The following is a 20,041-nucleotide window of genomic DNA, read 5'->3' as shown; positions in this document are numbered from 1 at the left end:
TTGAATAGGAAATTGGTAAGGGGGAATAAAAGTGGAGAATAATAAATATTACAAAGAATTAAAATCAAATGCAAAGAAAGTTGTTCTTTTTACAGCAAACTTTCAAGGAGGAATATTGCAGTTTTCAATGCAATTACATGAAGTTTTCTTAATGCTCGGATATACACCGATCCTTTTTGTGCCCTCCAATGCCAATGTGAAAAACCAAGATCATCCATCCGATTTGATTAAAAAGTTTAAAAAAGAAAAAAAAATTATTCGAAGCAAATCTTGTGAAAAAATTGCAACAGAAATTGAAAAATTAAATCCGAACTTAGTGGTTTTTTGTGATGATACCATTATTTCCACTCAGGTATTATTGTCGCTTGGTAAAAAAATTGCAACTTCGATGTATGTTCACGATGTCACGCCACACCCTGCAAGGTTTGAGATAAATGAGTTTTTAAAACAGCTTCTTAAAAAGAGAATGTTTAAAAAGGCAATAAAGCTGGTAGATCAAATCGTTTTATTATCTGAAAACAGTTATAGACTTTTTCAAAGCTATTACCCTACTTATTTAAAAAAGGCTACTTGGATGCCTCTTGGCCCTCATGTGCCGAAAGTCGAAATAGCTAAACCTATTGAATTTGGAGAAAAAATAAAGGAAGGCTATTACCTATTTTTCGGCCGTATTAGCAAATATAAGGGGGTTAAGAATTTACTTAAAGCTTATAATTCGATATCAACAGGAGAAACTCCTTTGCTTGTAATAGCAGGGGGAGGCGAATTGGAATTAGAAGAAATTAAGCTTATTCAAAGTAATAAAAATATCGTTTTAATTAATAGATTTATATCAGATAGTGAAATGTTGTACTTGTTTAAGTACTCGTTGGTTGTAGTTTTGCCCTATATCGAAGCCTCTCAAAGCGGGGTAATTCCTATTGCCTATTATTTTGGCAAACCAGTTATTACTTCAAATGTCCCTGGATTGGTTGAATTTGTAGATCAAGAGCATTCAGGCATAGTATGTTCAACTAACGAAGAGATAAAAAATGCGCTAGTAAAAGTTCGTGATGCCACCTTTTACCAAAAACTAAGTGGAGGTGCACGACTGTTTTATTTAGAGAGATTAAATTGGGTTAAGAATGTCAAGAATTGCTTTGAGTATTTAATGAAGGATCAAAAAGGTACGTAGCTTTAAAATAAGCCAGAACCGGGTTTATTAAGAAGAGCTTTATCCCAATTAGCTTTTTTACAAAAGTATTAAATTCTTTACTAAATTAAGATAGGAGTATATGAAATGAATTTAATCTTATTATCGGGTGGTTCCGGAAAACGTCTGTGGCCATTATCAAATGATTCTAGATCAAAGCAGTTTTTGAAATTTATGGAAAATAACGGTAAATTGGAATCGATGGTTCAAAGAGTCTGGAGGCAATTAAAAAAATTACAGTTAAACGAATCAACTGTGATAGCTACAAGTAAATCACAAGTAGAAATGATTCAAAGTCAAATAGGTAATGATATTCCTTTAATTATTGAACCTGAACGCCGGGATACATTTCCAGCTATTGTTTTAGCAGCCACTTATCTATACTCTGTAAAGAATATTTCCTTGAAAGAAGTAATAGGTGTTCTTCCAGTTGATCCTTTTGTCGATATTAGCTTTTTTAAAAAAATAATGAATCTGGAAAATACATTAAAAACCTCTAATGCTGACCTTGGATTAATAGGAGTAAAACCTACTCATCCTTCGGAAAAGTATGGTTATATGGTTCCATTAGAAGAAACTGAATATGAGTATATGCAGGTTAGTCATTTCAAAGAAAAACCGTCAGAATCTGAAGCTAGGGAATTAATGGATCAAAATGCATTATGGAATTGTGGAGTGTTTGCTTTTAAACTCGAGTATATTATTTCTCCATTGGAGATTAAGGGTTTACCTATTCAGTATGAAGAATTATTAAATAATTACCATAAACTGGAAAATACTAGCTTTGATTATGCAGTAGTCGAAAAGGCTGATAAAATAGTAGCACTTCCATACAATAAAGATTGGAAGGATATTGGCACTTGGAATACGCTAACTGAAGAAATGGCTACAAATCAAATTGGAAGAGGTATTATAAGCGATGATTCTACTAATACTCATTTAGTAAATGAGTTAGAAATTCCAATTATCGTATTAGGTATAAAAAATGCTGTTATTGCAGCAAGTCCTGACGGAATTTTAGTAACTGATAAGGAAGCCAGTCCAAGAATAAAAGAGGTACTAAAAGATTTTAAACAACGCCCAATGTATGAGGAGCATCGTTGGGGTTGGTATAAAGTACTTGATTATACCAAAGAAGAAGAAAATGAAGTTTTAACAAAGAAAATTTTTGTTAAGGCAGGAAATAACTTAAGCTACCAAAAGCATTATGCCCGAAGTGAAGTGTGGACAATTATTAAAGGGGAAGGTGAATTCGCTTTAGATGATGAGATCCGTTTGGTAAAACCCGGGGATGTTCTTCTTATTACTGCAGGATCTAAACATGGTATAAAGGCAACTACCGACTTGGAGTTTATAGAGGTACAAACTGGCTCTAAGCTTATTGAGGAAGATATTGAGCATATATTTATAAATTGGGACGAAGTTAAGTCCTGCTGTAAGTTGCCCCTAATTAGTATTTAGATATTAAGTAGAGTAATTTGCATGTAAAAAATACGTCTGTACCGAAGGGGGAATAAGGTTTATTATATGAAAATTAAAAAAATAAGTATACTTAGCATTATAATTATATTTGTGCTGTGTTTATACTTTTTAATAAGGATTAAAGATAAACCTAAAAATACAGTATCCACTGTTCAATTAAACTCAGTGAATGTCACTTCATTTGGAGCCAAAGGAGATGGGAAGACAGATTCAACGGAGAATATCCAAAAAGCTATTGATATAGTTAATCAAAGTGGCGGTGGAACGGTATACTTCCCAAAAGGTATTTATTTAATAGACGCTGAAAAGTCAATTGTCATAAAAGATAATGTCACTCTAAATTTCTCAGACAGGACTATTTTGAAAGTGATACCCAACAATTTGGAATATTACGCTGTTATTAAGATTGAGGATACAAAAAATGCATCTTTAATTGGTGAAGTGGAAATAATTGGAGACAGATATCAACATAAAGGGACTGAAGGGGAATGGGGATTTGGAATTAGTATTTTAGGATCTCAAAATATTTATATAGAGGGAGCTGATATAAAAAATTGCTGGGGGGATGGAATATATATAGGATCTACTAAACATAGAAGCTATAGCGAAAATGTAACTATAGTAAATCCTATTTGTGATAATAATAGGAGGCAGGGGATGTCTGTTATTTCAGTAAAGAATCTAAAAATAATCAATCCCACACTTATAAATACAAACGGGAAACCTCCTCAATCAGGAATAGATTTTGAACCTAATAATAGTAACGAGTTCCTAGAAAAAATATTGCTTGTCAACCCTATTATAAATAATAATAGGGGTTCGGGAATTCAGATAGTTTTAAACCGGTTATCAGGATCAAACAACTCTGTAGATATAAACATATTAAGCCAAACAGAAATAAGAGATGATATGCATATTTTGGGTAATAATAAAATAAATGCAAATATTACCTTTAACGGTCACCAATTATAAATACTATAAAAGATAAGACATTACGAAAAAAATAATATCAGTGTAACTGAATATTTTACTTAATTTTTTAATTAATTACTATAATATCGATTGTTATGCTTGTAGATTTTAGCTGAGCTTTTGCAGAAAAGTTTGTATCAAAAATACTTATAAAAGATGTTTTACTTAAATGTTAAAAAATTTAGCGGCAATCCTTACAGCTTGGTTTGTCTATTCTTTGTTGGGATAATATTCAAAAATTAGTGGATTAATAAGGGAATAATACAAATTGGTTATTACATTTAATGCATAAACTTTATGGTATAAGTTGGAAGTGGCTGAAATTCAAAAACTAATTATCTATTATATTTCTATAGAATTGATTTAGTAGGAAAAATAGGACTTGAAGAAATGGTCTAAATCGTAGGTTTTAAAATACTCCTTAAGAATGACTAACAATATAGCTCTGTTTGGGTAAGAAGAATTAAACCTATAAATTGGAAAAAAGGTGAAAAGGTAATATTGCCGATTTGTAAAATTTATAATAAGGAATATTCATTATTGAAATTATTTTTACAACTTAACTAAACTATAAATCATTTTGTTAATGCAATCGCTTAAAGTTATAGTTTAAATAAACAAAATTATAATAAGGCAGAAAGGGATTAATTATGAAAGGAATTATTTTAGCTGGAGGAAGTGGTACACGATTATACCCTTTAACAATGGTAACCAGCAAACAATTACTACCTATTTATGACAAACCAATGATTTATTATCCATTATCAACATTAATGTTAGCGGGAATATTTGAGATATTAATTATTTCAACACCAGACGATACACCTAGATTCAAAAATCTATTAGGTGATGGGTCACAATTCGGAATATCACTACAATATAAAGTCCAACCAAGTCCCGATGGGTTAGCCCAGGCTTTTATTTTAGGTGAAGAGTTTATTGGTGATGATTCCGTTGCAATGATTTTAGGAGATAATATTTATTACGGTAGTGGTTTGAGAAAAATATTACAACGTGCTGCAAATAAAGAACGTGGTGCGACAGTATTCGGCTACCATGTTCAAGACCCAGAACGTTTTGGCGTTGTTGAGTTTGATAAAAATGGAACAGTGTTAAGTGTTGAAGAGAAACCAAAAATTCCAAAGTCTAATTATGCAATCACAGGTCTATATTTTTATGATAATCGTGTAATTGAGATAGCGAAAAATGTCAAACCTTCTGCTCGGGGGGAATTAGAAATAACTTCAGTTAATGAAGCCTACTTAAACCTTGGAGAATTAGAAGTTGAACTACTCGGACGTGGGTTTACTTGGTTAGATACTGGTACCCATCAAAGTTTAGTTGATGCAACAAACTTTGTTCGAACCGTTGAAGAGCATCAGGGGATAAAAATTTGTGCTCCTGAGGAAATTGCCTATATTAACGGTTGGATAACAAAAGAAGAATTATGGAATTGCGGAGAAAGGCTCGACAAAACTGGCTATGGGCAATACTTAATGAAAGTTGCAAACGGAGAAATTCAGTATTAAACGAGAAAGTGGGAATAGCATGAAAGTGACAAAGACTGAATTAGAAGGTGTAGTTATAATTGAACCGGTTGTATTTGGTGACCACCGTGGTTGGTTCATGGAAACATATAGTGAAGTAAAGTTTAAAAATGCGGGAATTGAATTAACTTTTGTTCAGGATAATCAATCTTTTTCTGAAACAAAGGGAACATTACGTGGCTTGCATTATCAATTAAATCCGAAAGCTCAATCCAAACTTATTCGTTGTACACGTGGTAAAATTTTTGATGTAGCTGTTGATATTCGAAAAGGTAGTCCTACCTATGGAAAATGGTTTGGAATTGAATTAAGTGCGGAAAATAAAAAGCAATTATTAATCCCTAAAGGGTTTGCCCATGGTTTTATGACATTAACTGATGATGTAGAAGTTCAATATAAAGTGGATGAGTTATATGCTCCTGAATATGATCGAGGAATTATTTGGAACGATCCCGCTATTGGGATAGAATGGCCAATTCAAATTACACCTGTATTATCCGAAAAAGATAAAAAAACTCCTCTTTTAGAAAATGCAGAGAATAATTTTATATATGGGGAAAGATAAATGAAAATCTTAGTAACAGGTTATACAGGGCAACTCGGTTTTGATGTTGTAAAAGAAGGTTTAGATCGGGGATTAGATATGATTGGAGTTGGTTCCCGAGATTTAGATGTTAAAGATGAAAAAGCTGTTAATGATTATGTTAACGAAATAAAACCAAATGCTATTATCCATTGTGCAGCATACACTGCTGTTGATAAAGCGGAAGATGATAAAGAAAACTGCTGGAAAGTAAATGTGGATGGTACAAGTTATTTAGCTAAAGCTGCAAAGAAGATAAATGCTAAGTTTATGTATATTAGTACGGATTATGTTTTTGATGGAAAAGGGGACATTCCTTTTACGGAGGCGAATACACCTAACCCAATAGGGTATTACGGACTAACAAAATATGAAGGGGAAAAAATCGTAGAATCGCTTTTGACAGATTGGTTCATTGTACGTATATCCTGGGTATTCGGTATAAATGGAAATAACTTTGTTAAAACAATGCTTCGATTGGCAGAAACACGAAACGAACTAAACATAGTAGGAGATCAATTTGGCTCACCAACATACACTCATGATTTATCCAAATTATTATTGAATATGATCCAAACTAGTAAGTATGGAATCTATCACGTTTCCAATGAAGGATTTTGTAGTTGGGCAGAGTTTGCAAAAGAAATTTTTCAACAATCGGGTAAACGTATAAAAGTAAATACGATAAATACGGAAGAATATCCAACTCGTGCAGTACGTCCAAAGAATTCCCGTATGTCCCAGCAAAAATTAATAGAGAATGGGTTTAGTCCATTACCAAAATGGCAAGATGCAGTAAAACGTTATTTAAGAGAGCTTAAAGAGGTGAAAGAATGAGAAAAAAAATATTGATTACCGGTGGAGCTGGGTTTATTGGCGGTAACTTTGTTCAATATATGGTGAATAAGTATCTTGAGTATGATATTTATAACTTAGATTTACTAACGTATGCAGGTGATTTAACGAAACATAAAGAAATAGAAGACAAGAAAAATTACTTTTTTATAAGAGCAGATATCGCAGATCGTGAAACAATTCTTGCTCTATTTGAAAAAGAAAAGTTTGATTATGTTGTTCATTTTGCGGCAGAAAGTCATGTTGACCGCTCGATTACGGACCCGGGAGTATTTGTACGAACGAATGTACTTGGAACACAAGTTTTATTGGATGCTGCTAAACTAACAGGTATTACCAAATTTATCCATGTATCCACAGATGAAGTCTATGGAGAACTTGATTTTGATCCAACAACATTTTTTACAGAAGAAACTCCATTACAGCCCAATAGCCCGTACAGTGCAAGTAAGGCTTCTTCAGATTTATTAGTTCGCGCCTATCATGAAACATACGGTTTACCTGTTAATATTACTCGTTGTTCCAATAATTATGGACCGTATCATTTTCCTGAAAAGTTAATCCCATTAACAATTTCCCGTGTATTAAATGAACAAAAGGTTCCTATATATGGAGATGGAAAAAACATTCGTGATTGGTTACATGTTTTTGACCATTGTGCTGCAATTGATTTAGTTATGCATGAGGGTGTAATTGGAGAGGTATATAATGTTGGCGGGCATAATGAACGAACCAATTTAGAAGTTGTGAAAACAATAATTAATGTATTAGGAAAATCAGAAGAGTTAATAGAATTTGTAGCAGATCGCCTTGGGCACGATAAACGTTATGCGATTGATCCTACTAAATTGGAGAAACTTGGTTGGAAACCAAAATATACATTTGAAACGGGAATTGCTCAAACTATTCAATGGTATCTTGATAACAAAGAATGGTGGGAGCAAGTTATTAGTGGGAAGTATCAAAAATATTTTGAAAAACAGTATAGTATATAACTTGCATTTAAAGGAAAGGAGGGTTTTAACATGTTAAAAATAGCAGTAGCAGGAACAGGCTATGTCGGCCTAGTGGCTGGTGTATGTTTTGCCGAAGTGGGTCATCAAGTAACCTGTGTTGATATTGATGAAACTAAAGTAAATTTAATGAAATCTGGAGTGTCTCCCATATATGAGACTGATTTGGAAGGGTTAATGCAGAAGAATTATTCAGCAGGAAGAATTGATTATACAACTGACTATAAATCGGCTTACAAGGATGCCGATGCAATTTTCATAGGTGTAGGAACTCCAGAACAACCAGATGGATCTGCTAATCTTTCCTACATTGCAACCGTTGCAAGGCAAATCGCCGAAAGCGTAGAAAAGGATTGTCTTGTTGTTGTAAAATCGACGGTCCCAGTAGGAACGAATGATAAAGTAGAGCAGTTTATTCAAGACTTTTTAGTCAATGATGTAAAAGTAGAAGTGGCTTCGAACCCGGAATTTTTAGCCCAGGGTTCTGCCGTACATGATACATTGCATGCCCAACGGATAATTATCGGTACGGAAAGCAAATGGGCAGAAGAAATGTTGATGAAGATTTATGAGCCGTTTCATTTACCAATCGTTTCGGTGAATAGAAGATCCGCGGAGATGATTAAGTATGCCTCGAATGATTTCCTGGCCCTTAAAATATCGTATATGAACGATATTGCGAATCTTTGTGAGCTGGTCGGAGCGGATATTCAGGATGTTGCTAAAGGGATGAGTTTTGATGACCGTATCGGAAGCAAGTTTTTAAATGCAGGGATCGGTTTTGGAGGTTCATGCTTCCCTAAAGATACAAAAGCATTGGAGTATCTTGCAAGACAGCATGGTTATGAATTAAAAACGGTCAAAGCTGCAATCGATGTAAACAAAAAACAAAAGACAATGCTTTATAAAAAAGCAAGGCAACGTCTGATTACCTTCAATGGTTTAAAGGTAGCTATACTAGGATTAACGTTTAAGCCTGGAACGGATGACTTAAGAGAGGCACCATCGTTAGAAAATGTTCCTTTATTATTAGAGCAAGGCGCTGATATCTTTGCGTATGACCCTGTTGGTAAAGAGAACTTTGCCAGATTGTATCCTGAAGGTAAAAATGGCAACGGAAGTATAACCTATGTTTCGAGTATTGAGGAAGCTTTAGAGCGGGCAAATGTCTGCTTCATCTTTACAGAATGGGGAGAGGTAAAGGCAGTCTCGCCTGAAACGTATAAGAAGTTGATGAGAACACCATTAGTATATGATGGAAGAAACATTTACAGTGTTCATGAAATGCAAGAAGCTGGGGTTGAATATCACTCAATTGGGAGAAAACCTGTAGTTAGAGAAGGGCTAAAGGAGTCGAAAAATCTTGAATTACAAACCGTTGGATCCTAAAAAGACATATCTGATCACTGGAGCAGCCGGTTTTATTGGGTTTTTCTTATCTAGAAAACTACTAGAACAAGGTTGCAACGTAATAGGTATTGATAATATAAATGACTACTATGACGTCAATCTAAAATATGCCCGTTTAGAAAAACTTAAGCCCTATTCAAACTTTACCTTCATTAAAGGTGATATTTCAGATAAGCCAACAATCACAAAAGTCTTCGAACAGTACAAGCCTAATGTTGTGGTCAATCTGGCAGCGCAGGCCGGGGTTAGATACTCAATTGAGAATCCAGATGTTTACATTCAAAGTAATATAATTGGTTTCTACAATATTCTTGAAGCATGCAGGCACCATCCTGTTGAACATCTCGTCTATGCGTCATCAAGTTCTGTTTATGGAGCGAATAAAAAAGTTCCATTTGAAGAGACTGATTTTGTAGATCATCCGGTGTCACTTTATGCATCAACCAAGAAATCAAATGAATTGATGGCTTATACATACAGCCATCTTTATAAAATACCAGCGACCGGACTTCGGTTTTTTACGGTCTATGGTCCAATGGGACGGCCTGACATGGCTTACTTTGGATTTGCCGATAAATATTTTGCCGGGGAACCGATTAAGATTTTTAACAACGGCGATTTTGAAAATGACCTGTATCGCGATTTTACATATATCGATGATATTGTGGAGGGAATTGAGCGTCTTATAGGGAAGCCTCCTTTAGCCGATTCAGTCCCACATACTGTCTATAACATCGGAAATAACAGTCCGGAGAAACTAATGGTCTTTATTGAAACCTTAGAAAAAGCCTTAAGTAATGCTCTTGGGAAAGAAGTAGTATTTGAAAAAATCTTTGAACCGATCAAACCTGGAGATGTACCGGCTACTTACGCATCAACCGATCGCTTGCAGGAAGCCGTAGGATTTAAACCTAAGACTTCGATTGAAGAAGGATTGCAGAAGTTTGCGGATTGGTACTGCGAGTATTATGTAAAATAATAAGGAATAGTTTAATTTACCACAGGGATTATTTAAGTTAACTTAATGAATTACTGTATAGCAGTTAATCAACATATATAATTTTGCGTTCTTTTGGAGAATTTTTTTAATAAACCTAGGTTTAGATGCTAAAGTTATCAGTTGTCTAGGTTGTACTAGAAACAACTAAGGGAAGGGCAACAGGAAAAAAGAAAAGAGTTCAAAAGTATTGTTTTAATAAAAAAATTTTTATTTAATTTACTTATACTGTTTTTTAAAGGGATACAATCCCTTTAAAAAACAGTTTTTGAATCTCTACCTAAAATATTGGTTTTTGAAGTAATAATCCCTTAATTAAGATAATATTGTATTTTTTGGAAAATAAATTGTTACTATTACTAACTATTGAAACACAATAATTAGAACTACAATAATAAACATTGCAAAAAATAATGTATAAAATATATCATTGTTCATTGTAATCTCCTCCTTGTAAGAGGTAGATTTCAAAAACATATGAGCATAATATCATGAGTTATAATATAATCCAAGTGTAATTTTTGGTAATTTTTAAATTGCTTTTCACTATTATAAATTTGGAGGAATCAACATGGCAATACTCGTCACCGGCGGAGCCGGATACATAGGAAGTCACACATGCGTAGAATTATTAAATGCAGGGTTTGAGGTTGTTGTTGTTGATAATCTCTCTAACAGCAAGCCCGAGGCATTACATCGTGTCAAGCAGATTACCGGCAAAGACCTGAAGTTTTATGAAGTAGATCTTCTTGACCGGGAAGGGCTTGCTGCTGTTTTTGCCGATAATGATATTGAAGCAGTGGTCCATTTTGCCGGGCTGAAGGCGGTTGGTGAATCCGTCACAGTTCCGCTTCGCTATTACCATAACAACATTACCGGCACGTTGACGCTTTGTGACGTCATGCAGGAGTTTGGCGTGAAGAAGATGGTCTTCAGTTCATCGGCTACGGTGTACGGTCTGGCGAAGTCTGTGCCGCTAACAGAAGACAGCCCGCTCGGGGCCACGAACCCGTATGGACGGACGAAGTTGATGCTTGAAGAGATTTTCCGGGATCTTTACATATCGGACAACGACTGGAGCATTGCTCTCTTGCGTTACTTTAATCCGGTTGGTGCTCATGAAAGCGGGCTGATTGGGGAAGACCCGAACGGCATTCCGAATAACTTGACACCGTACATTACACAGGTGGCTGTTGGCAAGCTTGCGAAATTGAATGTATTCGGCAATGATTACCCGACGCCGGACGGAACTGGGGTAAGGGACTACATTCATGTTGTCGATCTCGCATTAGGCCACTTAAAGGCGCTTGATCACATCTTGACGACAACTGGTGTCGATGCGTATAACCTTGGGACAGGAAGAGGCTACAGCGTGCTTGAGGTCGTTCACACCTTTGAAAAAGTGTCTGGCAAGAATATCCCGTATGAAATGGTGGAACGGAGACCGGGGGATATTGCTGTAAGCTATGCGGATCCAATGAAGGCAAGAGAAAAGCTCGGCTGGGTAGCTGAACGAGATCTGGAAGAAATGCTACGCGATGCATGGCGCTGGCAAAGCCAAAATTTGAATGGATACGAAGAAGAGAAAGGGCTTGTAAAAACGAAAGCGTAAGCGAACGCACAACCCCTTTCAGGATTTTTTAATAGATATATAGAGATTTAGATTGATATTCAGGCTGATAGCGGGCCTGAATCTTTTTTAGGGGGAACGATCATGAGTTGGAAAGAAGACTATCAACGCTGGAATGAATGGGCTGAATTGGATCATGAAGTCAAGGAACAATTAAACGCTCTTTCGCATGACGAGAAACAGTTGGAAGATTGTTTTTATAAAACGTTAGAGTTCGGCACAGGCGGGATGCGCGGGGAGATTGGCCCAGGAACCAACCGGTTGAATGTCTATACGATTCGCAAGGCGTCTGAAGGACTGGCGCGTTACATTGAAGAACATGGGGAGGAGGCGAAAGTTCGCGGTGTCGCGATTGCCTACGATTCCCGCCATAAGTCCCCGGAGTTTGCGTTAGAGGCGGCATTGACGCTCGGGAAACATGGCATTCAAACGTACGTCTTTGAATCGTTGCGCCCGACGCCTGAATTGTCGTTTGCCGTTCGCTACCTTCACTGTTTTGCCGGGATTGTCATTACGGCAAGCCATAATCCGCCGGAATATAACGGCTACAAAGTATACGGTCCGGATGGCGGTCAATTGACGCCGGAGTTTGCCGATCGGTTGATTGCCAAGGTAAATGAGGTTGAAAACGAATTGACGATTGAAGTGGCGGATAAGGAAGAGCTGGTAAAGAACGGGCTTTTAACATTTATCGGTGAAAAAGTGGATCGCGCGTATATCGAGCAATTAAAGACGATTGTGCAAAATCAAGAACTGTTAGAGAAGCATGCCGCTGATGTGAAAATCGTCTTTACCCCGCTGCACGGGACAGCCAATCATCCTGTTCGTAACGGATTAAAAGCAGCAGGATTTACGAATGTGACTATCGTGGCCGAGCAGGAGAAGCCGGATCCGAACTTTTCAACGGTGAAGTCGCCAAACCCGGAAGAGCATGCTGCGTTTGAATGGGCCATTCGTTACGGAAAGGAAATCGGCGCTGATATTTTAATTGGAACAGACCCTGATGCTGACCGTGTTGGAGTGGCAACAAAGAATCTTGAAGGAGAGTATGTTGTTCTGACAGGAAACCAGACCGGGGCATTGATGCTCGATTACATCTTGTCGCAAAAAAAGAAAAAAGGAACTCTTCCGGCAAACGGCGTTGTCTTGAAAACGATCGTAACGTCGGAAATTGGCCGTAAGATCGCCGAACACTATGGCTTGGTGACGGTTGACACATTGACGGGCTTTAAATTTATCGGAGAGAAAATCGGGCAGTATGAACAAACGGGTGAGCATACCTTCCTGTTTGGCTATGAAGAAAGCTACGGCTATTTGATCGGCGATTTCGTCCGTGACAAAGACGCCGTCCAATCTTGTTTGCTTGCGGCAGAAGTGGCCGCCTATTATAAATCACGCGGAAGGACATTGTACGAAGCCTTGCATGAAGTCTTTGAAAAGTACGGCTTTTACAAGGAAGACCTTGTTTCCTTAACGTTAAAAGGAATGCAAGGAGCCGAGGAAATCAACCACATCATGTCCTCCTTCCGCGAAAATCCGCCTTTGGGAATCGCCGGGAAAAAAGTCGCTACTATCGAGGACTATATAGTCAGCAAACGAACGAATGTGGCCCAGGGAACAACCGAACCAATCGACCTCCCAACATCCAACGTCCTAAAATACATTTTAGACGACGAATCCTGGTTCTGCCTCCGCCCATCCGGCACCGAGCCAAAGATCAAGTTCTACTTCGGGGTGAAGGAAGATAGCATGGAGAAAAGTGAGCAGGCTATTGAATCGTTGAAAAATGATGTTTTGAAGCAAGTTGAGTCTGTGAGAACAAAAATCTCGTAATCATAAAAATATACTTTTTGTACACAGGCTAGGAAGGGGCATTTAATTTTATGAAAGAGTACTTATCGATAATTATAACGGTTTTATCGGTGGTCGCTGGTTTTATTACATGGGTACTAAATGAAAGAAGTAAACGAAAACAAGAAAGCTTCAAAAGAAAAGAAGAACGATATGCTGAACTGATCAGGAGTATTAAAGGTTTCTACGTTGATTCAAGTGATACAACTCTAATAACAAATTTCCTGGACCAAGTAAATTTATGTTGGTTATATTGTCCCGATAATATTATAAAAAAATTAGACGAGTTTCTTGAAGCTGTTAAGACTGATTCATTTACAAGTGAAAATAAAGAAAAAATACTCGGTGAATTAATGATAGCAATTAGACAAGATTTATTAAAAGATACCAAACTAAAAACTAATTTAACGTATCAAGATTTTAGGATATTTTCAGCTAACAAAAGCAAATAAATTGGGTAAAAACTAATATTTGCTTTAGGAAATAAAACGATTACGGAAAGGTTAAAAAACAACAGTTTATGGTATTTGGTAAAACAAAATTATGGCAGGCAACAGCCGATTCAAATGGAAATTCAAAGTGAAAATCAAAGCACAGAATAAAGGAAAAATACTGATTATCTACCTAAAGACAAAGCCGGAAACTAGAATAAGAAAAATATATATGAAGGTTCATTAATAGGAAGGGTGCTGCTCGCAGTAATGGGAGTAGCACTCTTTCACTTTAATTTCAAAAATTGGTATTAAAAATTTAACCTGAATCCATGATTTAAAATAGGAACGGGAAATCGGTAGATTCCTTCTTTCAAAAGAATTTACCAAGCCTTTTAATCGATACATAAAGATTGATCATTCCAAAAACGTGACACCAGGTTTTACAAATTATCAGAGGTTAGCTTTCCTATGTCTTTTTTAAAAAAGGATTTATTATTTTATAAAATAAATTATTTCGATTAAGTTGATAAAATATTATTTCTAAATAGAGATCAACAATAAGTCACGGATTCAGGTTATTAATAAAATGTGAATCAGACAATAAGCTGCCTTTAAAGGTCGTGAGATCGTTCGGAGGTCTTAATTATTTATTTAAAATTGATTTGAAAATACTTTGATCTACTTTTGTTGCACTGGCATAAAATCTAACAATATCTTTAGAAAGTTTTAGTGTAACATTAGAAAATGTAGCTCCAAAGATGTTCTGAAGGTCATAGGATTTCCCAGTAATGATTTCATGCTGAAAAATTTCTAAATAACGAATAATGTCTTTGGACATAGCTGGTTCCGTGAGTAAAGTTGCAATAAGTTCAGTTAGTGACTTATAGTAAAAAGGTTTAATTTCATTATCATCAACCTTAACATTTTCATCTGGATAAAGTTTAATAATAATATTTTGAACTTCCCGTATGATGTTCTTTTTGTTGTTAAGACCATTTACTCCTCCATGTGTAAACTCCAAAACTGCTTGAGGTATGTCTGCAATATTTCTATGAAGAACGTAGTTACAACATTCGAACAAAATTCTACTTAATAATATTACAATTTCTAACAATAAAAATAAATGTGTCTTATCATCCTGGGAAAACTTTCTATAAAATTCGCCTTTTCTAAGCATAGTTAAAAGTACGGCTAAATTCAAATGACTTGGATTATACCAATATCTTTGGCTTAGAAATTGGTAAATTTTTTTGTATTCAACACTTAATGAGTTTACGATCTTCTCTCTTTCTTGATAATATTCCACTGAAAAGACTTCACTTATTTCCTTAGTATCATATAATTTTTCAAGTTCATTAAGATTGGTATTATCAATTGCATAAATATTTAACTTGTCTAGTATCAACCTAATATTTGAAGAAATTCCCTTCTTAACCAAAAAACCTTTATTCGCTTGTGTGTAATCCATAACCCCACGTAACCAAAATACTCTTTCTGTATTTTTTACATTCCTGCCAGATTTACAATCGGTAATATATTTATTTATAGAAAAATCGAGATTTATATGTTCACCATATACATCTATATCTGTTAAATCATGTTTTTTTAAGTTATCTATATAGGTATCAATAGAATAGGCAAGAACCGGAACTTCTATCCTTGTCCAAAAGCCCATTTTCCATAATACTTTTTGAAATCGATGTTTATATTCAAAATCTTTATCCTTAGAAGACATTTGGCTCCCCCTCAGTAAATAAAAGATTCAAAACTGAATTAATAACTTTTTGTGACCTTGAAGACTTGCGAAGTTCCTTCTTTTCCTCAAGGGTTTTGTTAATGTTCTTAATATTCCTTAAATTTGGTATATAGTCATTAAATTGATACGTAGATAAATTTTTTCTTAAATCCCAAGCTTCATTTACAATTCCTCTACTCATTTCAGGATCAAAATCAGTTTGAGTAAATAGGATTTTTTTTGCTAAACGAACCACATCTTTTGCATAATCCGTGTCAGCTAAAAAGAAGCGAAATCGACCTTGAAAAACTTCTTCAATTCTCCCTAAACCACAATCCCGCAAAACCCCATATTGTGCCTCGATATCAGTATGAGGTGTTTGACCAATATAACCTCTATCCAAGAGTGAGTTTATAAATTTTAAAGGCGAGTGTAAATTTGAATACCTTGAGAATCTTTCACCATATCTAACTGCCGCAACAACGAATCGAGCGTGTTTCAACATTTGTCGTTCTTGTGCTTCTGTAAAAGGGCTGAACAAAAAATTAACAGTTCCTCCTGAGGCAGTTATTGCAGGGGTTTGATAGATGTTACTGTTCATTAATTCAAGTAACAACATATTGTTAATGTTATTCAGTTTAAAGACCGGATAGCCGGGCATTGCTGTAAGTAAGTTTAAGGTTTGCGAAACTTCGGCTTCACTATACTTAGAAATTAAATTTATCACTTGTTCGGGATTTTCCTCCATATAAATTGGTGAATACAAAACTTTTTCACCGGACCTTGTTCCCTCAAAAGTGTTGATTAATCCTCCTTGTGAGCCTATATCCATTAAAGCATCAAATTCTTGTTCGCTAAGATCGTATTGATCGGTCAAGCTATTAATTAATTTTACGCCTTTAGAAAGTTCATTAATCATTTGAACCATTTTTTGTTCAAATTCAGCTGGTTTATGTGTTTCCCACTTCTCTCCAAGTCTTTCATAAGTAGTTTGGAATTTACTAAGTAAAACTTCGATTCTGTCAGGTTGGTCTTTGGAACCAATAATATTTATATATCTAATATCATCTAAAATCTCCAAAACCTTTTCTAATTCGATCGCAGAAATACCTAGTTTTGAAGCAAGTGTAATTAGTCCTTCGAAGTTTTCAATAACTTGTACTCCTCTTAGATGAGATGCCAAACTTGCGGCTTTTCCTATGAGTATGGTTTTTCTAAGTTTCAAATCAATTAAAGCGTCTTGATATTTATATAGACCCGATTGGATATCTAAAGTACGAACTCCAATTTCCGATTTTTTCATTCTATAATCCCCCCACTATTAATATAATGCATTATTTCAATATGATGAGACTTTATTCCTGCTTTTGTGGAAAATGTATTAGTGATTGAGGAATTGTATTAGACAAGCATTATAAATTGTTTTTTAAAAATACCTCAAGAATACTCAGGGGAAAGTTGCATTAGTGGAAATTATCAAAGTCATTTTATATTATTTAATAATTTGCTTTCAGAGATATTCGATAAAGTTAAAAGCTTATCTACAAGAAATGGTGGTTTTGGTTAATCGTTATTATCGTAGTAGCAGCGGCTAACGGTGAAAGTGGCAGAGATTCTGCAAAAGATAAAGAAAAATCTGAACCAGCAAGTCCGGCTAAAAAAGAAGCTCCAAAAAAAGAAAAAGGGAATTCGGAATCAGCCAAGAGGTTAAAGTAGGGAAATTAGCTTACAAAGTTAAAGGCGTAAATGAATCCAATAAACTAACGAATGTTCTTGGTGATAAAACGACTGACGGTAAATTTGCTGTAGTGGAAGTTACCATTAAAAATGGTGATAAAAAAGCACGAATGGTTGATGGAGAAATGTTCCGTGTTTTGGCATATGGAAGTAAATATGACTCTTCTGCAGAACTGGATATGTACTTAAACGGTCGGGACGTCGGATTCTTCTTGCAAAAAGTAAACCCTAACATCTCTAAGACTGCTAAAATCGTATTCGAATTGCCGAAAGAGATTATACATTATAAGTTAGAAGTTTCGTTAGGCTTTGGATGGCAGAAATAGGCGAGACATTTAAATGCCCTACCTGATTATTTTAATTTAATGTTTTCGTATTTACGACCAGCCATTGAAATTATTGGGTAAAAAAGCTCAACTGAAAGTGAATCTTAAGGGCGAGGTAACTGACTGTTATCATATTCAGATGAGGAGAAGGGATATTACAGATATTTATAAATATCGCCACGGTTGCCTATTTTAACTATACTAACAACCAATTCGTTGTCGTAAACTTTGTAAATGATTCGATAATCACCAACCCGCTTTCTAAAACAGTTATCATTTTTTAGCTTCTGTATAAGGTGTTTCTTGAATTTCTAATAATGCTTCCTTCATTCGTTTTCTAGTCGATTTGTCTAACCTTTTTATAAATTTTGCTGCTTCTTTATCAATTTTCAAAGAATACATCATCAATCATCCCCGTCTAAATCTTTTAACAATTCCTCTAACGTCGTATACTCTCCGTTTGCTATACGCTTTTCCGCTTCTTTAATTGCTTTCAATTCTTCATCAGTTAATGGCTCATCATCTTCCGGAATAAGTGATTTTAAAAATTCAATTGGATCCGGAAGCTTTTCGTCAGGTAAATTATCTATGATGCGCTTTAATTCCTCTTTTTTGTTCATTTGATTCACTCCACATTCTTTTTTACCTATTCCGCTATACTAGCCAGGACATTCTTCCATTCAATAAGGAAGAGCGTTTTTATATTCTTTGTTATATTTTATTAAAGTAGTTGTAATTAAATTGTGATGTCGCCTTCTGATTTTATCTTTATAATCAAAGTATTGTGAGGGGGAGACATCATGTTTAAAAAAGCAGCCGGTTGGATCGCATTGTTCTTCGTTTGCCTGCTCATGAAAGGAAATCTTGCAATGGCTGCAACGTACACCGTTCAACAAGGGGATACCCTCAAGAAAATTTCCGATCATTATGGAACATCCATTGATCAGCTGGTAAACGCGAACCAATTGCAATCGACCATACTTAACCGGGGACAACAATTAAAAATTCCCGATACGTACAACGTGAAGGCCGGGGACACTTTCCGCAAAATTTCGGAAAAATTCGGTGTTTCTAAATCTGAACTCATCCAGGCGAACCCGCAAGTCAAAGATCCTCATTGGATCAATCCAGGGCAAAAGCTAAATGTGCCATCTAAGAATTCTGCCGGGATGGTTTATATGGGGGATTCCAGCAAGAAAAGAATCGCCCTTACGTTTGACGACGGCCCGGACAACAACTACACGCCGCAAATCTTGGATATCTTAAAGAAAAAGCATGTGAAGGCGACCTTCTTTGTGATCGGGAAGCAGGCCAAAGATTATCCAAACGTGCTGAAGCGAATTTACAAAGAGGGCCATGCGATTGGCAACCATACGTGGGATCACCCGCATTTGCCTGAGCTCACCAACCAGCAGTTTATGAAAGAAGTGGATTCCACAAGCGCACAAATTGAGAAAGTGATAGGATTCAAAACCAATTTGTTTCGGCCGCCATTTGGCGAAATTAAAGACGGGCAGCTCGCATGGCTGAAATCTCAAGGCTACCATTCGATCAATTGGACGATCGATACGATCGATTGGAGCGGCGCGCCTGCCAAAAAGATTGTTTCGACAGTGAACAAAAGCGCGAGCCCGGGGGCCATCGTTCTGCAGCATAGCTACCATGCAGAAGGGAATTTTGAAACGGTGAAGGCATTGCCGCAAATCATTGACCAATTGCGTGCGAAAGGATATACATTTGTTACCGTTCCAACGCTCTTAGGACAAGATGTTCAGAAAGCTTATGACGCCGGAAAAAAAAAGAGCCCTGATTCCCATTCCCCCAATGCTCTCCTTATCGGGGTCCTGGGGGCGCTCGTGATCCTCCTTGCTGCTAGAGCTTTATGGTGGCTAAGGAGAAAGAAAACGAGTAGAACGAGAGAATTGGATTGAGTGCCAAAAACATGAGGGAAAATTAAAAATAGAATGAGCCGGACGATCGGTGATTGAATCAATAGTCCCACAATAAAAAAGCCTGAAATTGGCCGTAAATAGCCAGCTTCAGGCTTTTTTGAATTCAGAGTACAATCTAAAATAAAATAGTAAATATGGTATCATATCATTTTAATGGAGGTGATCGTTTGAGTGAACTACCCGCCACTTAAAACCTAACGGTTTTTGAAGTGGGGGCTTCTCGACTTATCGTTGCTTTTAGTAGCCAACGAAAACTGACCGAGCTATCCCTCTCGTTCCAAGAGTTCTTTTTGCTATGCTAACGCTAATAAGCGCAATCCTTCAT

The 20,041-nt window shown here is 36.0% G+C and carries 19 protein-coding genes; 14 read left to right on the top strand and 5 right to left on the bottom strand.

The window, feature by feature from the left end; genetic code table 11:
• Positions 1 to 31 precede the first annotated feature (31 nt).
• The 12 genes from H538_RS25270 to H538_RS0121670 all read left to right on the top strand — a co-directional run bounded on the left by H538_RS25270 (position 32) and on the right by H538_RS0121670 (position 13,984).
• On the top strand, positions 32 to 1,174 hold the full coding sequence (locus H538_RS25270; protein ID WP_051291627.1) for a glycosyltransferase family 4 protein: 1,143 nt from the start codon (positions 32 to 34) through the stop codon (positions 1,172 to 1,174).
• A gap of 105 nt (positions 1,175 to 1,279) precedes the next feature.
• The gene (locus tag H538_RS0121720; protein ID WP_026679373.1) at positions 1,280 to 2,653 is read left to right on the top strand and encodes a sugar phosphate nucleotidyltransferase; all 1,374 of its coding nucleotides are present in this window, start codon (positions 1,280 to 1,282) and stop codon (positions 2,651 to 2,653) included.
• Between the two features lie 66 nt (positions 2,654 to 2,719).
• Complete coding sequence (locus tag H538_RS24775; RefSeq protein ID WP_051291626.1) at positions 2,720 to 3,646, top strand: glycosyl hydrolase family 28-related protein; 927 nt, start codon at positions 2,720 to 2,722, stop codon at positions 3,644 to 3,646.
• Between the two features lie 650 nt (positions 3,647 to 4,296).
• Entirely contained in the window at positions 4,297 to 5,175 is an 879-nt protein-coding gene (rfbA, locus tag H538_RS0121710) for a glucose-1-phosphate thymidylyltransferase RfbA (protein ID WP_026679372.1), read from the top strand.
• 19 nt (positions 5,176 to 5,194) lie between these two features.
• Entirely contained in the window at positions 5,195 to 5,758 is a 564-nt protein-coding gene (gene rfbC, locus H538_RS0121705; protein ID WP_026679371.1) for a dTDP-4-dehydrorhamnose 3,5-epimerase, read from the top strand.
• Positions 5,759 to 6,613, top strand: a complete 855-nt coding sequence (rfbD, locus tag H538_RS0121700) for a dTDP-4-dehydrorhamnose reductase (RefSeq protein WP_026679370.1) — start codon at positions 5,759 to 5,761, stop codon at positions 6,611 to 6,613. It begins immediately after the preceding gene.
• Positions 6,610 to 7,626 carry a dTDP-glucose 4,6-dehydratase gene (gene rfbB, locus H538_RS0121695; protein ID WP_026679369.1) on the top strand — a complete coding sequence of 339 codons (1,017 nt, stop codon included), beginning with the start codon at positions 6,610 to 6,612 and terminating at the stop codon, positions 7,624 to 7,626. Before rfbD ends, rfbB begins: the two co-directional genes overlap by 4 nt.
• 30 nt (positions 7,627 to 7,656) lie before the next feature.
• Positions 7,657 to 9,033 carry a UDP-glucose dehydrogenase family protein gene (locus H538_RS0121690; RefSeq protein ID WP_026679368.1) on the top strand — a complete coding sequence of 459 codons (1,377 nt, stop codon included), beginning with the start codon at positions 7,657 to 7,659 and terminating at the stop codon, positions 9,031 to 9,033.
• Positions 9,008 to 10,033, top strand: coding sequence for a GDP-mannose 4,6-dehydratase (locus H538_RS0121685; RefSeq protein ID WP_026679367.1), 1,026 nt, complete (start codon positions 9,008 to 9,010; stop codon positions 10,031 to 10,033). The genes H538_RS0121690 and H538_RS0121685 overlap by 26 nt, the downstream gene beginning before the upstream one ends.
• Positions 10,034 to 10,622: 589 nt before the next feature.
• The gene (gene galE / locus H538_RS0121680; RefSeq protein WP_026679366.1) at positions 10,623 to 11,663 is read left to right on the top strand and encodes a UDP-glucose 4-epimerase GalE; all 1,041 of its coding nucleotides are present in this window, start codon (positions 10,623 to 10,625) and stop codon (positions 11,661 to 11,663) included.
• Positions 11,664 to 11,765: 102 nt separating this feature from the next.
• Positions 11,766 to 13,514: a phospho-sugar mutase gene (locus tag H538_RS0121675; protein ID WP_026679365.1), complete on the top strand. Its 1,749-nt coding sequence runs from the start codon at positions 11,766 to 11,768 to the stop codon at positions 13,512 to 13,514.
• Between the two features lie 50 nt (positions 13,515 to 13,564).
• Positions 13,565 to 13,984 carry a hypothetical protein gene (locus H538_RS0121670; protein WP_026679364.1) on the top strand — a complete coding sequence of 140 codons (420 nt, stop codon included), beginning with the start codon at positions 13,565 to 13,567 and terminating at the stop codon, positions 13,982 to 13,984.
• Positions 13,985 to 14,609: 625 nt separating this feature from the next.
• Here the strand turns inward: H538_RS0121670 and H538_RS0121665 are convergent.
• Together H538_RS0121665 and H538_RS0121660 are read right to left on the bottom strand one after the other, a co-directional pair.
• Positions 14,610 to 15,701 carry a hypothetical protein gene (locus H538_RS0121665; protein WP_026679363.1) on the bottom strand — a complete coding sequence of 364 codons (1,092 nt, stop codon included), beginning with the start codon at positions 15,699 to 15,701 and terminating at the stop codon, positions 14,610 to 14,612.
• Positions 15,691 to 17,004: a hypothetical protein gene (locus tag H538_RS0121660; RefSeq protein WP_026679362.1), complete on the bottom strand. Its 1,314-nt coding sequence runs from the start codon at positions 17,002 to 17,004 to the stop codon at positions 15,691 to 15,693. Before H538_RS0121660 ends, H538_RS0121665 begins: the two co-directional genes overlap by 11 nt.
• Positions 17,005 to 17,395: 391 nt before the next feature.
• Here H538_RS0121660 and H538_RS25265 point away from each other — a divergent pair, with 391 nt between their 5' ends.
• The gene (locus tag H538_RS25265) at positions 17,396 to 17,764 is read left to right on the top strand and encodes a DUF4352 domain-containing protein (protein WP_081412774.1); all 369 of its coding nucleotides are present in this window, start codon (positions 17,396 to 17,398) and stop codon (positions 17,762 to 17,764) included.
• A 155-nt stretch (positions 17,765 to 17,919) separates the two neighbouring features.
• Here the strand turns inward: H538_RS25265 and H538_RS27200 are convergent, their stop codons facing one another.
• The 3 genes from H538_RS27200 to H538_RS0121645 are packed head-to-tail and all read right to left on the bottom strand — an operon-like array spanning position 17,920 to position 18,384.
• A complete protein-coding gene (locus tag H538_RS27200) occupies positions 17,920 to 18,000 on the bottom strand; it encodes a type II toxin-antitoxin system RelE family toxin (protein ID WP_407636420.1) in 81 nt (26 codons plus the stop codon).
• 37 nt (positions 18,001 to 18,037) lie between these two features.
• Positions 18,038 to 18,169 (bottom strand): type II toxin-antitoxin system RelE family toxin, encoded by a 132-nt coding sequence (locus H538_RS27020; RefSeq protein WP_281172217.1) that lies wholly within the window; start codon positions 18,167 to 18,169, stop codon positions 18,038 to 18,040.
• On the bottom strand, positions 18,169 to 18,384 hold the full coding sequence (locus tag H538_RS0121645) for a hypothetical protein (RefSeq protein ID WP_026679361.1): 216 nt from the start codon (positions 18,382 to 18,384) through the stop codon (positions 18,169 to 18,171). The genes H538_RS27020 and H538_RS0121645 overlap by 1 nt, the downstream gene beginning before the upstream one ends.
• A gap of 180 nt (positions 18,385 to 18,564) precedes the next feature.
• Here H538_RS0121645 and H538_RS25260 point away from each other — a divergent pair, with 180 nt between their 5' ends.
• The gene (locus H538_RS25260; RefSeq protein ID WP_051291624.1) at positions 18,565 to 19,695 is read left to right on the top strand and encodes a polysaccharide deacetylase family protein; all 1,131 of its coding nucleotides are present in this window, start codon (positions 18,565 to 18,567) and stop codon (positions 19,693 to 19,695) included.
• Positions 19,696 to 20,041: the final 346 nt, after the last annotated feature.

This window comes from Fictibacillus gelatini DSM 15865, from assembly GCF_000430745.1.
GTDB classification, from domain to species: Bacteria; Bacillota; Bacilli; order Bacillales; family Fictibacillaceae; genus Fictibacillus_A; species Fictibacillus_A gelatini.
This window is presented reverse-complemented; position numbering and strand designations above follow the sequence as displayed.

Bases quoted from the DNA above. Each gene is read 5' to 3' on its own strand.
- H538_RS27020 (WP_281172217.1), bottom strand. From the start codon at position 18,169: ATGATGTATTCTTTGAAAATTGATAAAGAAGCAGCAAAATTTATAAAA.
- H538_RS0121690 (WP_026679368.1), top strand. From the start codon at position 7,657: ATGTTAAAAATAGCAGTAGCAGGAACAGGCTATGTCGGCCTAGTGGCT.
- H538_RS0121665 (WP_026679363.1), bottom strand. From the start codon at position 15,701: ATGTCTTCTAAGGATAAAGATTTTGAATATAAACATCGATTTCAAAAA.
- H538_RS0121720 (WP_026679373.1), top strand. From the start codon at position 1,280: ATGAATTTAATCTTATTATCGGGTGGTTCCGGAAAACGTCTGTGGCCA.
- H538_RS0121675 (WP_026679365.1), top strand. From the start codon at position 11,766: ATGAGTTGGAAAGAAGACTATCAACGCTGGAATGAATGGGCTGAATTG.
- H538_RS0121670 (WP_026679364.1), top strand. From the start codon at position 13,565: ATGAAAGAGTACTTATCGATAATTATAACGGTTTTATCGGTGGTCGCT.
- H538_RS25260 (WP_051291624.1), top strand. From the start codon at position 18,565: ATGTTTAAAAAAGCAGCCGGTTGGATCGCATTGTTCTTCGTTTGCCTG.
- rfbB (WP_026679369.1), top strand. From the start codon at position 6,610: ATGAGAAAAAAAATATTGATTACCGGTGGAGCTGGGTTTATTGGCGGT.
- H538_RS0121660 (WP_026679362.1), bottom strand. From the start codon at position 17,004: ATGAAAAAATCGGAAATTGGAGTTCGTACTTTAGATATCCAATCGGGT.
- H538_RS0121645 (WP_026679361.1), bottom strand. From the start codon at position 18,384: ATGAACAAAAAAGAGGAATTAAAGCGCATCATAGATAATTTACCTGAC.
- rfbC (WP_026679371.1), top strand. From the start codon at position 5,195: ATGAAAGTGACAAAGACTGAATTAGAAGGTGTAGTTATAATTGAACCG.
- rfbA (WP_026679372.1), top strand. From the start codon at position 4,297: ATGAAAGGAATTATTTTAGCTGGAGGAAGTGGTACACGATTATACCCT.
- H538_RS24775 (WP_051291626.1), top strand. From the start codon at position 2,720: ATGAAAATTAAAAAAATAAGTATACTTAGCATTATAATTATATTTGTG.
- rfbD (WP_026679370.1), top strand. From the start codon at position 5,759: ATGAAAATCTTAGTAACAGGTTATACAGGGCAACTCGGTTTTGATGTT.
- galE (WP_026679366.1), top strand. From the start codon at position 10,623: ATGGCAATACTCGTCACCGGCGGAGCCGGATACATAGGAAGTCACACA.